Source organism: Hyphococcus sp. (genome assembly GCF_965228385.1).
Lineage (GTDB): Bacteria > Pseudomonadota > Alphaproteobacteria > Caulobacterales > Parvularculaceae > Hyphococcus.
In genome coordinates this window covers 2,052,580-2,067,149 of sequence record NZ_OZ245810.1, presented here as the reverse complement: position 1 = coordinate 2,067,149, position 14,570 = coordinate 2,052,580, and the positions used below count along the sequence as shown (strand labels likewise).

Annotated in this window: 16 protein-coding genes and 1 other RNA gene; 14 read left to right on the top strand and 3 right to left on the bottom strand. The window is 56.2% G+C overall.

The window, feature by feature from the left end; all coding sequences use genetic code 11:
* Positions 1-351 precede the first annotated feature (351 nt).
* The 10 genes from ACQK2Q_RS09755 (at position 352) to ACQK2Q_RS09710 (ending at position 9,388) form a co-directional block, all read left to right on the top strand.
* Positions 352-1,041 (top strand): TerB family tellurite resistance protein, encoded by a 690-nt coding sequence (locus tag ACQK2Q_RS09755; protein WP_425409552.1) that lies wholly within the window; start codon positions 352-354, stop codon positions 1,039-1,041.
* A 127-nt stretch (positions 1,042-1,168) separates the two neighbouring features.
* Positions 1,169-1,345 (top strand): hypothetical protein, encoded by a 177-nt coding sequence (locus ACQK2Q_RS09750; RefSeq protein ID WP_425409551.1) that lies wholly within the window; start codon positions 1,169-1,171, stop codon positions 1,343-1,345.
* Positions 1,346-1,450: 105 nt separating this feature from the next.
* The gene (locus ACQK2Q_RS09745; RefSeq protein WP_425409550.1) at positions 1,451-2,356 is read left to right on the top strand and encodes a DMT family transporter; all 906 of its coding nucleotides are present in this window, start codon (positions 1,451-1,453) and stop codon (positions 2,354-2,356) included.
* Between the two features lie 4 nt (positions 2,357-2,360).
* A complete protein-coding gene (locus ACQK2Q_RS09740; protein ID WP_425409549.1) occupies positions 2,361-3,044 on the top strand; it encodes an N-acetylmuramoyl-L-alanine amidase in 684 nt (227 codons plus the stop codon).
* A gap of 4 nt (positions 3,045-3,048) precedes the next feature.
* Complete coding sequence (locus ACQK2Q_RS09735; protein ID WP_425409548.1) at positions 3,049-5,019, top strand: acyltransferase family protein; 1,971 nt, start codon at positions 3,049-3,051, stop codon at positions 5,017-5,019.
* A gap of 97 nt (positions 5,020-5,116) precedes the next feature.
* The gene (gene ggt, locus ACQK2Q_RS09730; protein WP_425409547.1) at positions 5,117-6,874 is read left to right on the top strand and encodes a gamma-glutamyltransferase; all 1,758 of its coding nucleotides are present in this window, start codon (positions 5,117-5,119) and stop codon (positions 6,872-6,874) included.
* 33 nt (positions 6,875-6,907) lie between these two features.
* An RNA gene (gene rnpB, locus ACQK2Q_RS09725) (RNase P RNA component class A) lies at positions 6,908-7,315 on the top strand.
* Between the two features lie 52 nt (positions 7,316-7,367).
* A complete protein-coding gene (locus ACQK2Q_RS09720) occupies positions 7,368-7,853 on the top strand; it encodes a YajQ family cyclic di-GMP-binding protein (protein WP_425409546.1) in 486 nt (161 codons plus the stop codon).
* Between the two features lie 69 nt (positions 7,854-7,922).
* Positions 7,923-8,171 (top strand): acyl carrier protein, encoded by a 249-nt coding sequence (locus tag ACQK2Q_RS09715; RefSeq protein ID WP_425409545.1) that lies wholly within the window; start codon positions 7,923-7,925, stop codon positions 8,169-8,171.
* Positions 8,172-8,176: 5 nt separating this feature from the next.
* Positions 8,177-9,388 (top strand): beta-ketoacyl-[acyl-carrier-protein] synthase family protein, encoded by a 1,212-nt coding sequence (locus ACQK2Q_RS09710; protein ID WP_425409544.1) that lies wholly within the window; start codon positions 8,177-8,179, stop codon positions 9,386-9,388.
* Here the strand turns inward: ACQK2Q_RS09710 and ACQK2Q_RS09705 are convergent.
* Positions 9,385-9,735, bottom strand: coding sequence for a hypothetical protein (locus tag ACQK2Q_RS09705; protein ID WP_425409543.1), 351 nt, complete (start codon positions 9,733-9,735; stop codon positions 9,385-9,387). The genes ACQK2Q_RS09710 and ACQK2Q_RS09705 overlap by 4 nt on opposite strands.
* Before the next feature lie 126 nt (positions 9,736-9,861).
* Here ACQK2Q_RS09705 and ACQK2Q_RS09700 point away from each other — a divergent pair, with 126 nt between their 5' ends.
* The 3 genes from ACQK2Q_RS09700 (at position 9,862) to ACQK2Q_RS09690 (ending at position 12,142) form a co-directional block, all read left to right on the top strand.
* Positions 9,862-10,755: a bifunctional transcriptional activator/DNA repair enzyme AdaA gene (locus ACQK2Q_RS09700; protein WP_425409542.1), complete on the top strand. Its 894-nt coding sequence runs from the start codon at positions 9,862-9,864 to the stop codon at positions 10,753-10,755.
* A 116-nt stretch (positions 10,756-10,871) separates the two neighbouring features.
* The gene (locus tag ACQK2Q_RS09695) at positions 10,872-11,318 is read left to right on the top strand and encodes an ABA4-like family protein (protein ID WP_425409541.1); all 447 of its coding nucleotides are present in this window, start codon (positions 10,872-10,874) and stop codon (positions 11,316-11,318) included.
* Positions 11,315-12,142 carry a hypothetical protein gene (locus ACQK2Q_RS09690; RefSeq protein ID WP_425409540.1) on the top strand — a complete coding sequence of 276 codons (828 nt, stop codon included), beginning with the start codon at positions 11,315-11,317 and terminating at the stop codon, positions 12,140-12,142. Before ACQK2Q_RS09695 ends, ACQK2Q_RS09690 begins: the two co-directional genes overlap by 4 nt.
* Positions 12,143-12,149: 7 nt before the next feature.
* Here ACQK2Q_RS09690 and ACQK2Q_RS09685 read toward each other — a convergent pair whose 3' ends face one another.
* Entirely contained in the window at positions 12,150-12,659 is a 510-nt protein-coding gene (locus tag ACQK2Q_RS09685) for a pyridoxamine 5'-phosphate oxidase family protein (RefSeq protein WP_425409539.1), read from the bottom strand.
* 338 nt (positions 12,660-12,997) lie between these two features.
* Entirely contained in the window at positions 12,998-13,699 is a 702-nt protein-coding gene (ctrA, locus tag ACQK2Q_RS09680) for a response regulator transcription factor CtrA (protein WP_425409538.1), read from the bottom strand.
* 389 nt (positions 13,700-14,088) lie between these two features.
* Between ctrA and ACQK2Q_RS09675 the strand changes: the two genes are divergently transcribed.
* Positions 14,089-14,340, top strand: coding sequence for a hypothetical protein (locus ACQK2Q_RS09675; RefSeq protein WP_425409537.1), 252 nt, complete (start codon positions 14,089-14,091; stop codon positions 14,338-14,340).
* Positions 14,341-14,570: the final 230 nt, after the last annotated feature.

The window sequence follows — 14,570 nt, the reverse complement described above, 5'->3', positions numbered from 1 at the left end:
CCGGCGATTACCAGAACAATCATTGTAAAGGCTGCGCCGCAACACAATCCGCTGATTAAAACGCCAAGCTCTTGAAACGTTCGCCCCATCACCCGTTTCCTTCCCCGTTTGACAGATCAGCGCTGAATTTCAGGCGCTTTTGGCTGAGGCGGAAATTGTGTCGGCAAAAAGCAGGATTTGCAAAGCTTGGCGGGGATGCGTTCAGCGCAAAGGATGCGCTTTTTGCTGGTAAGTCTATGCAAATATGACTTTTATTTTACAGTTGAAATTTTTTCCCCAGGCGTTGAGAGGGCTCCCGCTGCGGCGCGGCGTCTGCTGGCGCTTTTTCGCTTTGAGACTTAAGAAACGGGCATGAGTTTCTGGGACCGAATAGAAGCCAGCATCGCCGAGGCGAAAAAACGCACGCTTGGCGCCTTGCTCGATGCATTGGGCGCGCAGCGCCGAAAACGCGACGAGGCGGCGTTTTCAATCGCCCTGATCGCACTTTCCGCCAAAATGGCGAAGGCCGACGGCATTGTCACCGATGACGAAATCGATGCTTTCCGCGATTATTTTCATTTTCCTGCGGAAGAAGGCGACAAGGTCCGGATGATCTACCAGCTTGCGCAACAGGACGTGGCGGGTTTCAGAGAATATCTGAAGCGTGTGGCGAAAATTTTTGCCGCCTCGCCAAAAATTCTGGAGGATGTGCTAGACTGCCTTTTTCATGTTGCGGTGGCCGACGGCGTTGCACATCCGCGCGAACTGGAGCTTCTCAATGAGGTTGCAGAGGAGTTCGGGATCAGTGCGCCGGCCTTTCATCGCCTGAAAGCGGCGCATCTGGGGCTTGGCGCGGATGACCCGCACCTGATTTTGGGGGTCGAGCCGGGCGCAAGTCTGGAGACGGTGAAACTGGCCTATCGCGCCTTGTCGCGGGATCATCATCCGGATGCGTTGATGGGGCGCGGCGTGCCTATTGATCTTGTAAAAATCTCCGAAGGGCGCATGGCCGCTATCAACAGCGCATATGAACAGATATTAACGAATTATGCCTCAAAATAGCCGGCGCGCCTGTGGGACGCCATGGACGCGCAAGCGGCAGTCTGTTTTGATGATTATGCGTGTAGAGTAGGGGTTAGTTCGGATGCCGGAGTGTAACGCACTGGAACAACACGAACGGGGCGGTACTTTGAAGAACCGCATCATTGAAACGGCTGTATTCTGCATTGTCGTTCTCGCGGCCTCCATCGCGGTTATTGCGCTCGCCATCGCGGCGCCGGTTATTCTCGGCTTGACGGCAATTTCCGGCATTCTTTTTGGCGGCGAGCATTCCCGCCGCTGGCGTTCGGTGAGCGCCCGGGCCTGAATTCAGGTCTATTCTCCCAGATAGAATTTATCGATTGATACGCTCTGGCGTTCGGCTTAAGCGGCAAACCAATAGTCTTAAAGCCTTGCAATCCGGAGAGCGTGAATGAGTCTGCGCGAAGTCGGCGCCTTTTTGATGATGTGTTTCGTCTGGGGCTTTCATTTTGTGGTGATCAAAACAATCGTCGGTGAAGTGCCGCCGATGTTTTACGCTGCGGTGCGGATGGGGCTGGTGGCGATTTTGATGTCGCCTTTCCTGCGGTGGCGCAGCGGAGAAATGCCGAAGATTTTTCTCGGCGGCCTGTGTCTTGGCGTCTTCAACTATGCGCTAATGTTTTCAGGCGTAAAGCTCGCCCCTGCGTCGGCGGCGGCGATTGCGCTTGAGTTGCATGTTCCGTTCGCCACAATTCTGGCCGTGATCTTTTTGGGGGATCGCCCCGGCTGGCGGCGGATCCTGGGCATCGCTATCGCTTTTGTCGGCGTCGCCCTGATTGCGACCGCCGGCGAAACGTCGGCGGACCCGGACACGCGCATCGGCCTTGGCGTGGGCCTTGTGGCCGCCGCGGCGTTTTCCGAAGCCATGGGGGCCGTGACGGTAAAGCGTTCAAGCGGTTTCACCCCGTATCAATTACTGGCGTGGTTTTCTGTTATCGGTACTGTCGGCCTGTCTGTCATGACCGCCATATTCGAGACGGGGCAGGCGGCGGCGTACGAAGCGGTGGATAAGAGACTGTTTTTCGGCGCGATAATTTATTCCGCGGTCGCCGCCTCGATCATCGGGCACGCAACCTATTACTGGCTGTTGCAGCGTTTACCGGTGAGCGTCGTTGCGCCAAGCGTTCTCCTGACGACGATTATCGCCGTATTCTTTTCCGTTCTCCTCCTCGGCGATCCGTTCGGCCCGCGCATGGCGGTGGGCGGCCTCATGACTTTGGCGGGCGTCGGGTTCGTGCTTTTGCGAAATGCGAAGAAACAGCCCAATACTGGAGTCCTTTCAGAACCGCCGGGATAAGCCAATGAAACTTATTGATGCGCCGTCGCCGAATTTCGATGAACGCGGACGTGAAGCCGACACGATTATCCTCCATTACACAGGAATGCGGACCGGCAAGGAGGCGCTGGACCGCTTGTGCGATCCGCAGGCGAAAGTCAGCGCGCACTATCTCGTTGAGGAAAATGGAGATGTCTTCAGGCTTGTCGATGAAGAAAAGCGCGCGTGGCACGCCGGCGCCGGATCGTGGTGCGGCGAGACGGACATCAATGCGCGCTCTATCGGTATAGAGATCGTCAATCCCGGCCATGAGTGGGGTTATCGCGATTTTCCAGAGACGCAGATCGCCGCAGTAATTGCGCTCATGAAGGATCTCCGCACGCGCCATAATATAACCCCGGCTCGGGTGCTCGGCCATTCCGACGTGGCGCCCCGCCGCAAGGAAGACCCCGGCGAGAAATTTCCCTGGGTCCGGCTGGCGGCGGCGGGATTAGCCTTGGCGCCGTTCAGCGGCGACCCGAAGGACGGCGAGGCGGTTTCCTACGATGACGCGTTGGGCGCGCTTGTTGAAATCGGCTATGATGCGAAACCGGGCGATCACGCCGCCGCGCTTGTTGCTTTTCAGCGCCGCTTCTGCCCGCAATCGCTGGGGCAGGGGTTTGACCCGAGGACGAAAGCAGCGTTGATGGCTGTGAGCGCTGTCAGATAAACGAATGAATCCGCCGAGCCTGAAGTATCGCAAGGAAGTTGACGGACTGCGCGCCGTAGCGGTTATCCCGGTAGTGCTTTACCATGCAGGCTTTCCGCTTTTCTCGGGCGGTTACGTCGGCGTCGACATTTTTTTTGTTATCAGCGGCTATCTGATTACGTCAATTATTCTGAAAGAACGCGCCGCAGGAACGTTTTCATTGCGCGGCTTTTACGAGCGCCGCGCCAGGCGCATTCTGCCAGCCCTTTTCTTCATTATGGCGTGCTGTGTACCCGCAGCGTTCATTTTAATGACGCCAACTTCATATGAGGACTTTTCACGGTCGCTCATCGCCGTTGTGTTTTTCGTTTCGAACTTTTTCTTCTGGCGAGAAAGCGGATATTTTTCACCGGCTGCAGAAGACATTCCCATGCTTCATACGTGGAGCCTTGCAGTTGAGGAACAATATTATCTTGCATTTCCTTTACTGCTACTGGCGCTGTGGCGTTTCGGCAAGATCAATATGGTTCTGGCGATTGCAGCGATCGCAGGTCTTAGCCTGATATTTGCGGAATGGATATCACGTAGCGATGCAAATGCAGGATTTTATCTGACCCATGCGCGCGTATGGGAAATTTTCGCCGGCGCGCTTTGCGCATTTGCTACAATTTCTTCGGGCCGTGCGATCAAAAACCTCGCATCCGCTGCAGGCGTGTTATTGATTCTGGCCAGCGTGTTTCTGTTTCATGAGAATACGCCGTTTCCTTCGTTGTATACTTTAATACCCGTTACGGGGTCCGTGCTGTTTATACTCTTTGCAGACGGCGACACCTATGCTGGCCGGCTGATGTCGTTAAAACTATTTGTAGGGATCGGGCTGATTAGCTACAGCATTTACCTATGGCATCAGCCTCTCTTCGCCTTTGTCCGGATTTCGACGCCAGGGGAGCCGGGTCTTGCGCAAATGGGCTTGCTTAGTGTTTTGACGGCGGCGCCGGCATATCTCACCTGGAAATATGTTGAATGTCCTTTCCGCCGGCGTGGGACAGCGAATTCTATTTCCACAAAAATGATGGCGGTTATATTTTCCAGCACTGCCGTTTTGATGGCGGGCTTCAGCGCCGCAGGAATTTCACTGTCTATTCAGGAACGGTATTTCTTACGCGACTTTCAGGATAACAGCGCAAAATTATACAACCTCGTAGAGCGTCATACGCAATACGACCTGTATGATGTCATGGGCGATGACGGCGAGTGCCGTTTCTGGGTGCGGGAAGTGACGCAACTGCCGCTTGCGCGGTTTAACGCGTGCAAGAAAAAGCATCAGCAAGCGGTTATCGTGCTCGGCGATTCGCACGCCATGAATATTCACAACTTTTTTTTCAGGGCCGGTATGGGGGATTTTTTGATCGGCGTTTCGCAGGGGGGCTGCCGTCCGCATCGGGACCGGCCAAAATGCAAATACAAGGAATTCCGGGAATTTGCCGCAAGCGAGAAAAACAGCATTCGCCGAATTTATTTTCATCAATCCGGATCCTATTTTCTGCAGGACGATCAAGGCAAAAACGATACGATCAGAATTTTTCAGGAACAAAGCCCGTTTGCCTTCGACAGAAATAATTTCGATAAAACAGTTACCTACTTAAACGATTTATCTCTTGATAATGAAGTGATATGGCTTGGTCCTTTTGTAGAGGCGCGTTTTGATTATGAGTCGGCTTTGAAAAACCCGGAAACGGAATGGAAGATCAATAGACGCCACATCGATCTTTTTGACCGCCTTGAGGGTGAAATGTTGAAACTGTTGGAAAATCAGGGTCAGAATGTAGAGTATATCTCTCTAATCAATACGCTCGACATAAATCCGCAATCCCTCCTCGTCGGCGATTGTTTGACGTACAGGGACGGAGATCACTTCAGCATCTGCGGCGAAGAGATATTCGGGGAGCGATTGCGTCAACAATTGCAGGCCATGCGATATGAAACCGCAAAATGAGCGGTGTTTATGATGGTGTCTATAACATTGTTTCTGGGAAATTGTACGCAAGGCAACTTGGGAATTGGTATAATGGCAGTCTTTTCGAGGAGAAACCATGCTTCGTAAACTGATTAATTGCGTAATTGCGGCCGCCAGCGTCACCGCCGTTTCAGCGCAGGAGATCGGCGCGGGCGGCAGGCCGGTCGGCGAAGCCTGGTCGCGCAGCCCGGTCGTCGCCGAACACGGCATGGCCGCGACAGCGCATCCCCTGGCGAGCCAGGTTGCTGTGGACATTTTAAAAGCCGGCGGCAGCGCGGTGGATGCGGCGATTGCGGCCAACGCCGCGCTGGGCCTTATGGAGCCGACCGGCAATGGCATCGGCGGCGACCTTTTCGCCATTATCTGGGACCCGGAAACGCAGAAACTCTACGGGCTTAATGCATCCGGCCGCAGCCCCATGGGCCGCAGCCTGGAAGATTTGCAGGCGGCGCTTGGCGACGCCGATTCCATTCCGCCCTTCGGACATTTGCCGGTGACGGTTCCCGGCGCAGTGGACGGCTGGTTCGAAATGCATGAGCGTTTTGGAAAGCTCCCCATGCGGAAGGTGCTGGCGCCGGCGACGTCCTATGCGCAGGACGGGTTTCCGGTGTCGCCGGTCATCGCCCGCTATTTTGAATTGAATTTTGCACGGTTTGAGGAACGCCTTGACATGATTGGCGCGTTCGACAATGCGCGCGCAACCTATTTCGCCGACGGACCGCTGAAGGCGGGCGCGATTTTCAAAAACCCGGATCTTGCGAAAACCTACGGCGTGCTTGCGAAAAAGGGGCGCGATGCGTTTTACAAAGGCGAGCTGGCGCGGACAATGGACGCCTATTTCAAACGCATCGGCGGGGATCTGCGTTACGAAGATTTCGCAGCGCATGAGAGCGAGTGGGTTGAACCGGGATGCGTTGAATACAAGAACGGCGTTGCGCTGTGTGAGCTGCCCCCGAACGGACAGGGTTTCGCCGCACTGCAGATGATTAATATACTGAAAAATGTCGATCTGAGCCAGTGGGAGCGCGGCGGCCCCGAAGTGCTGCATTATATCACGGAAGCCAAGCGGCTGGCTTTCGAGGACCTTGCCCGTTACTACGCCGATCCCGCCTTTGTCGAAACACCGGTCGACTGGTTGCTGTCTGACGCTTATGGCCGGGAGCGCTTTGAGGAGATCGATCCCGAAGCAGTCAATCCGGCGCCGCAGCCGGGCGATCCGAAAATCGAGGGCGCAGGCGATACGACCTACCTTACCGTCGCCGACAAGGACGGCATGATGGTGTCGCTGATCCAGTCGAATTATCGCGGCATGGGGTCCGGCCTCGTGGCGGACGGCCTCGGGTTCATGTTCCAGGACCGGGGTGAATTGTTCTCGCTCGACCCTGACCATCCGAACGCCTATGCGCCTGGCAAGCGGCCGTTCCATACGATTATTCCGGCGTTCGCCATGAAAGACGGCGCGCCGTGGATGAGTTTTGGCCTCATGGGCGGGGCGATGCAGCCGCAGGGCCATGTTCAGGTGCTGATCAACCTCGTCGATTACGGCATGAATCTGCAGGAGGCGGGCGATGCGGCGCGGATCAACCATGCAGGCGGGCGGGCGCCGACGGACCGGCTCGGCGACGACCCTGACAACGCCATTGGGGTGCTGCACGTCGAACCCGGCGTGCCGGCCGAAACGGTCGAGGCGTTGCGCGCCATGGGGCACAATGTGGAAGTCGTCGAAGACGGTATCATGTTCGGCGGTTATCAGGCGATCATGCGCGATCCGGAAACCGGCGTTTACTGGGGCGCCACGGAAATGCGCAAGGACGGGATCGCGATCGGCTATTGACGCCTGGGCCCGCGCCCGCCACATCCTTTTGCGCCAGACGGTCGGACGGCCGCGTGCGGGATTTTTCCCGCCCGAGGAAAGTCCGGGCTCCATGGGAACAAGGCGCCGGGTAACGCCCGGCCGGGTTTTTTAGCAATAAGGGACCTGAGGGAAAGCGCCACAGAAAACAAACCGCCCCGTCTCGGGGTAAGGGTGAAAAGGTGCGGTAAGAGCGCACCGCCGGGCCAGCAATGGAACGGGCATGGCAAGCCCCGCCTGGAGCAAAACCGAATAGGGACGGCGCGCTGTTTTCAGCAGGCGCGTTTTCACGCCGTTAGCTTTCGAGCTTGGGCCGTCCGGGTTGGTTGCTTGAGCCGCGAAGCAATTCGCGGCCTAGAGGAATGGTCGTCGTCCCGCACTTGTTGCGGGATACAGAACCCGGCTTACAGACCGTCTGGCGTTTATATCAAAGTCGCTTATCAAGATGGGCGACCAGCAAACAGGGGAGCGGACCATGCCGTCATTCGATATTGTCTCGGAAGTGGATCTCGCGGAAGCGGACAACGCCATCCAGAATGTGACGCGCGAAATCTCCACGCGCTATGACTTCAAGGGGTCAAAATCCACAATCGAAATGAAAGACGGCGTCATCACAATCTTCGCCGATGACGATCTGAAGCTGCGCCAGATGCATGAGATCCTTCAGGGCAATATGCAAAAGCGCGGCATTGAGCCCGGCTCGCTCGACTATCAGAAAGAAGAACCGGCGGCCGGCCAGTCGGTGCGCCAGCGCGTCCTGATTAAACAGGGAATCGACAAGGAACTCGCCAAGAAACTGGTCAAGGCGATCAAGGGCGAGAAATTCAAGGTCCAGGTGGCGATCCAGGGCGACGCGTTGCGCGTCACCGGTAAAAAGCGCGACGATCTGCAGGAGGTGATCGCCTTTGTGAAGGCGATGAAGCTGGAGCAGCCCTTCCAGTACCAGAATTTCCGGGATTAGCGCCCGGCTGCTGGCTGGAAATCCCCGCCGGCATTGGCTATGACCGTTGCATGTAATGGAGAACCGGGAATGGCTGAATTCGAAGCCTCGCTAATGGAAATCATCAAGGAGCATGCGGTTGGCCTGACCGGCGAATTGACGAGAGAAACGCCCATCGCCGATCTCGGCATCGATTCCTTCTCGGTTGTGGAAATCATTTACGAAGTCGAGGAAAAGCTCGACGTAGAGGTGCCGTTTAACGCCAATGAAAATCCGTTTGGCGACATGACCACGGTGGGCGATCTCATCGACGCCCTCGACAAGCTGATCAAGAAATAATCTTCATGACACGGAACGTCGTTGTTACGGGAATGGGCGTTGTGGCGCCGAACGGCGCCAGCATTCCCGAATTCTGGACCGGGCTGACCAGCGGCGAAAGCGCAATTGTCAAACGCGAATATTCAGTCGCCGACAAATTTTCAATGACGGTTCCTGTTGCGCCTGTGGACGGGCTGGAGGAGCGTCTGAAATCGCTAGGCCCCCAGGCGCGGCGCATGGACCGGTTTACGCAATTCGCCATGCTGGCGGCGGAAGAAGCGATCGAGGAGTCCGGGCTGGCCTTCGATGAGGCGCTCGGCGCGCGCACAGCGTGCATTATCGGCACCGGCATTGGCGGGCAAACGACCTTTGACGACGGCTATGTGGGCATGCTGTGCAATGACCGGCGCCCGCATCCGCTGACGATTTTGAAAATTATTCCGAACGCCCCGGCAAGCCAGTTATCCATAAAGCACGGGCTTTACGGACCCTCTTTCGCAGTGTCGAGCGCGTGTGCGACGGGCGCGCATGCAATCGGCGTCTGCGCCGAACTGATCAAGTCAGGCGCGGCGGACGCCGGCGTTGCGGGCGCAAGCGAGGCGGTGCTCGCTTATGGCGCGCTGGAATCCTGGCGCGCCATGCACATAATGTCGGACGAGACATGCCGGCCGTTTTCAAAAAACCGGAATGGTCTCGTGATCGGCGAGGGCGCCGGCGTGCTGATACTCGAAGAGGAAGAACACGCGAAGAAGCGCGGCGCCGATATTCTTTGCCGCATCGCCGGCTTTGGCATGAACGCCGACGGCAAGGACATGATCAACCCGGCCGTGGAAGGATCGTCCGGCGCCATGAAACTGGCCTTGAAAGAGGTGGCTGGCGCGGATGCGTCAAGATTTTACATCAATGCGCATGGCACGGGCACGCTGTTAAACGATCCGACGGAAACAAAAGCTATCCGTTCGGTGTTCGGTGCTGACGCCGATGCGCTGGCTGTTTCCTCCACAAAATCCATGCACGGGCATTTGCTGGGTGCGGCTGGCGGCATTGAATCGATCGCCTCCATACTGGCGCTGCGCAACGGCGTTATTCCGCCTACGGCGAATTACGACGAACCCGATCCCGAATGCGATCTGAATTATACGCCCAATAACGCCGAAGAGCGCGATGTTGATATCGCGCTCTCCAATTCATTTGCATTTGGCGGTTTGAACGCCGTCGTGGCGTTTGGCAAGGTCTAGGCAGTCGCGGCCTTGCCCGGAAATCCGTGAATGCTCGAACGCAACCAGCGGAAGCCGCCAATCATCATCACCAGACCGATATAGCGGACGATGTAAATGCCGAGATCGTCTTTCAGGCTTTTCGCCATGCCGCCGATGGCGGCGTAAATCGACTGAATGTCCGCGCCGGAAGACCCCATCGCCGCGATTGGCCAGACTGTCCGATCAATCAGAAGGGCGAGCAGGCCGATTTTCCATAAATTCTGTTCGCCCTTGGCGAACATGGCGAACAGGAATGCAAGGATGATGGCGCGGGGCAGGTCCGCGCCGGAAAAACCGATACCGATAATGTACTGAAGATCCTGCATGGGTGATCTCCTAAAATTGTTTCGCGTGTATTTACGCCGCATTAGGGTTAATACAGCGTAAAGCCGTTGTGCCTTTTCAGCAAAAAACGGGTGTTTCGGGGCGCGCTCAAACCTTAATAAAGTCCTATGAACAACGTCACACATATGATTCCCGAAACGGCGATTGGGGCCAGAAGACTTGACGGTTATGCGCCCGTCGGGCGCGCCATCGATTTTCTCGCGGCTCATGCCGGAGACCAGCCGACGCTTGAAGACACAGCTGCTTTTGTCGGCCTGTCGCCGGCGCATTTCCAGCGTGTTTTCAAGGCGGGCGCCGGTGTTTCCCCCAAGCGCTTCCTGCAGTATCTCGCGGCGCAGGAAGCAAAGCGCGCCATGAACGGCGGCGAAGACGTTTTGTCTGCGTCTTTTTCCGCCGGACTTTCGGGCTCGTCGCGCCTTCATGATCTTTTTCTTGCGGCGGAAGCCATGACGCCCGGCGATTATCGCCGGAAGGGCGAGGGGCTTGAAATACGCTACGGCTTTATCGAAGGACCATTAGGACGCGTACTGATCGGCGCCACGGATAAAGGCGTGTGCTGGATGAGTTTCGCAGAAGAAGGCGGCGAGATATTGCACCTCAATGAAATGAAGCATGACTGGTCCGCCGCCTCATTTATAGAAGACGAGAACCGGATCGCCCCGCTGGCGGAGAATGCTTTTTCGTTTGCGTTGAACCGCAAGTTGGGCGAGCCCTTGCGGTTGCATGTGCGCGGGACGAATTTTCAGTTGAAAGTCTGGGAAGCGCTGTTAAAAATTCCGTATGGCGCCTGCGCCACCTATGGCGATATCGCCAGGGATATCGGGTCGCCGCGCGCCAATCGCGCAGTGGGCGCGGCCGTCGGTGCAAATTTGATTTCCGTACTGATTCCCTGTCACCGCGTTATCCTTTCATCCGGCGTCATTCATAATTACCGCTGGGGCGTCGCCCGCAAAAAGGCCGTACTGGCGATGGAAGGAGCGTTGTCCAGCGACGCCGGCTAAGGCTTGAGCGGTTCTGGGGGTGAGGAGGCCTCGCGCAAAGCATTGATCCAACGCGCTGTTGCTCGCATCGCATAAAAGTGTAATACGTCCGACAGGAGCAGGGCTGCGGGGGCGGCGTGTCGGAACAGTTCAATTTTGCGCCTGAAACGGTGTTTTCACTTGCAAATCAGCTGGCGTTAGCTGGCTGGATCATACTGATATTATTGCCCCGGCGTTACGCGCTGTTATTCGCCATCCCTCAATATGTCATTCCGTTAGCGCTCAGTCTTTTATACGCCGGGCTGATGTTCTCCAACGTCTATACCGTACAGGGCGGTTACGGATCGATTGACGCCGTGCGCGCGCTCTTCAGCAAGGATGAATTGTTGCTGGCGGGATGGGTTCACTACCTTGCTTTCGATTTGTTTATCGGCGCCTGGATTGCGCGGCAAGCTGATGGACTTGGCGTACCGCGTCTCATACAAGCCGCGCTTTTACTTGCAACCTTCATGTTCGGCCCTGTCGGACTCGCGCTGTTTATGGTCATGCGCGCAGCCTATCGCGAGAAAGAGGCGGCACAGTGAAACACTATCTTGACGCCATGCGTTCAAGCGCGCCGGCGGCGCCCGGCTTGGACGACGATCATGTCACACGCATTTTTCTTGCGTGCGCTTTTTTTGTGATCGCCCTGTTTGTCGTCACCACCCCTGCCTGGCTCATGGATTCGCGAACAATTGACGGCGTTAGCGTCTGGTTGAAGCCGCAGAAATTCAATCTGTCGCTGGCCGTCCATTTCATAACGCTCGCCATCCTCGCGCAACAATTGCCAAGGGCCGTACGCGCCGGGCCAGTATTAAGCGTTTTCGCCATGCTGGCGGTTGCAGCCATGCTGTTCGAACAGATTTACATTTCAATCCAGGCGGCGCGCGCGCGCAACTCTCACTTTAATTTCGAAACGGATCTTGAAAGCCTATTATATGCGCTAATGGGGCTCGGCGCTCTGTTGCTGGTGGCCGTCGCGATCGTCCTGGGTATCCAGATCTGGCGAAAAGGCTCCGGCGGTGGGTTGCGTCTCGGGTCAATTCTGGGGTTATTGATCGGCTCTTTCATCACCATCGGTTTTGCGGGATATATGTCATATTCGGGCTCGCATTGGGTCGGCGTTCCCTCCGCCGATGATGTGAGCGTGCCTTTTTTTGGCTGGTCGCGGGAGACTGGCGATTTGAGGCCGGCCCACTTCGTCGCCCTGCACATGATGCAGACGCTGCCGTTAATCGGATATCTTTCTGACAGGTTCAGCGCGCCGTCGCGTATCATTGTCCCGGCCGCCGCCGTCTTGCAGGCGACGCTGGCTGCGGCGCTGTTTTTTCAGGCCTTGAATGGCAAAGCTTTCTGGCCAGCCGGCTGAACTGTCGTTAGGCGGCAAACCGGAAATGATTGCGCACGCCCATGTCTTCAGGCGCAGCATCGCTCAAATTGCCTTTTACAATACGCCACGCGAAAGCGATCGGGTTGCCCGACGACGCCCAGAGCGACGCGTCTTCGAGCTTTAACTGGAGAAGCGTTAAATTCGGATCGTCCTTGCCGTCCTTGTACCAGGCGGCGGCGACCGGATTCCAGTATTCCTCGACTTTGCCGCGGTCGAGATTTTCAATCAGCGCGCCACGCGCGCATGCGTGGAAATGCCGGCTTTTTGAAACGATCGTAAACATCGCCGATCCGCCCGTAGTACCGATGGCGTCTATCAAATCTGAATCTTTTTCGGTGAAAAACCAGATCGCGCCGCCTTCGCGGTCGCAATAGGGCGACATGGGCTGCATGTGCTGGCCGCTGCCTTCAACGCCCAGCATGCCGGCGTTCACGTCATCGACCTCATCCCAGAACAACTGTTCGGGGTTTTTGCGGGCTTTTTTCAGGTCGGTCATGAAGGGCGCTCCTTTGGCGGGTGAGGGTTATCCCGGTAACGCTTTCGCATGGCGTTTGTTCCCGCAAGCGTGAATGCGCCGCGATAGTTCTCATGCAGCATCTGGTGTAGCGTGCGGGTCCGAGACCGGAGCTTTTCATGCGGCTAAGATTATTCTCTTGCGCCGGCGGTTTCGTTTGCCTGCCGTCGCAAAACGGCGCGCTGGTCGGCCGCTCAGTCTCCGACCCACATGATAGAAACGGTGCGGGATCTGAAGAAAATCATGTTCGGCCAGTCCCCATAAAAAACGCCCCGGAAAAGCCGGGGCGTTTTTTATGAGTTGTGCAAGTAGAAGGTCGGTTATGCGACTTCTGCGGCCTTTTCCTCCTGCGGATCGCGTAAAACGTAGCCGCGGCCCCAGACGGTTTCGATGTAGTGTTCGCCTTGTGTCGCCGCTGCAAGTTTCTTGCGCAGCTTGCAGATAAAGACGTCGATGATTTTCAATTCCGGTTCATCCATGCCGCCGTAAAGATGATTGAGGAACATTTCCTTGGTCAGCGTCGTGCCCTTGCGCAGCGACAGCAGCTCCAGCATCTGATATTCCTTGCCGGTCAGATGCACGCGCTGGCCTGACACCTCAACAGTTTTCGCATCGAGATTAACAACCAGTTTGCCGGTTGTGATGACCGACTGCGAATGCCCTTTTGAACGGCGCACGATAGCGTGAATGCGCGCGACCAATTCATCCTTGTGGAACGGCTTGGTCATGTAATCGTCGGCGCCGAAACCGAGACCGCGAACCTTGGTTTCAATGTCGCCCTGGCCGGTCAGAATGAGGATCGGCGTGTTCACTTTCGAAACGCGCAAACTTTTCAGGACGTCGAAGCCCGTCATATCCGGCAGATTAAGGTCGAGAAGTATGATGTCGTAATCGTAAACCTTGCCGAGATCGACGCCTTCTTCGCCAAGATCCGTGGTGTATACGTTGAACCCGTCTGACTTGAGCATCAACTCGATGCTTTGTGCCGTGGCGCCGTCGTCTTCGATCAGCAAAACCCGCATTGTCCGTCTCCTGTTCGGCGCGCTGTTCCCCTCGAAACCTGATCGCGCTCTTCATCTTTGTCGCCAGCAGCTAACGACGATAAGCTTTCATAATGGTTAACAACATGAACGGCATTAACGGCTTTTGCGGCCCTGTTTTAAGTCTCCGCAAACTTTCCTTACCGGACAACGCCAGTAATTGCTTGATTTGCCTGCACTGTCATTAAGCATGATGATTTTTATCTGTTAAATGTGTTCACCACTTCACGTCTGATTAAGGGGCGCGCGTTAAATAAGTTTATTAAGAAGCGCGCGCCCGGATGCGTCCTCACTTTGTTTGCTTCGTCCGTATCGAAACCGAAACAGGGCGTAACAATGGTATGCGCCCGCGCGAGGGTAAGGTCCATTTCATGAACCGGTATGAATACAAAAACTGGACTCAAAGAGCGCTGCTTGAAATGCAAAACATGAACGCGTTGCGCCGGCGGATCAGTCCGGCGCTTGAAATCGAAGCGGCGTTGAACGCTGACCTTCGCGCGATTGCGGTTGCGCAAGAAGCCGCCGCGAGAACCCTGCAGACGGTTTCGGCTGGGAGCGGCGCCCGGCGCCGTTTGGCGAACGCCGCCCCTTGTCGCCAGGCGGGCCGGGGCGGCTTTTGCTGATTCATGTTTTGTTAACGCGTCTTCGATGATGATTCGCTCTTCTTATTTTGCATCTCGTTTGCGCCGGTTCTCATGTTCCGTTTCTGTTCCGTAATCAGCGCGAAAAACCGCATTTTTGGGTGATTCAACCTTTGACCGCCCATGAAATCCCATGCTATCCCATCGTAACCCAAAAAGAAACGGGTCAGGGGCGGTGCACGCCCGGTTGCAGACGGCAGCCGGCGCTGCGC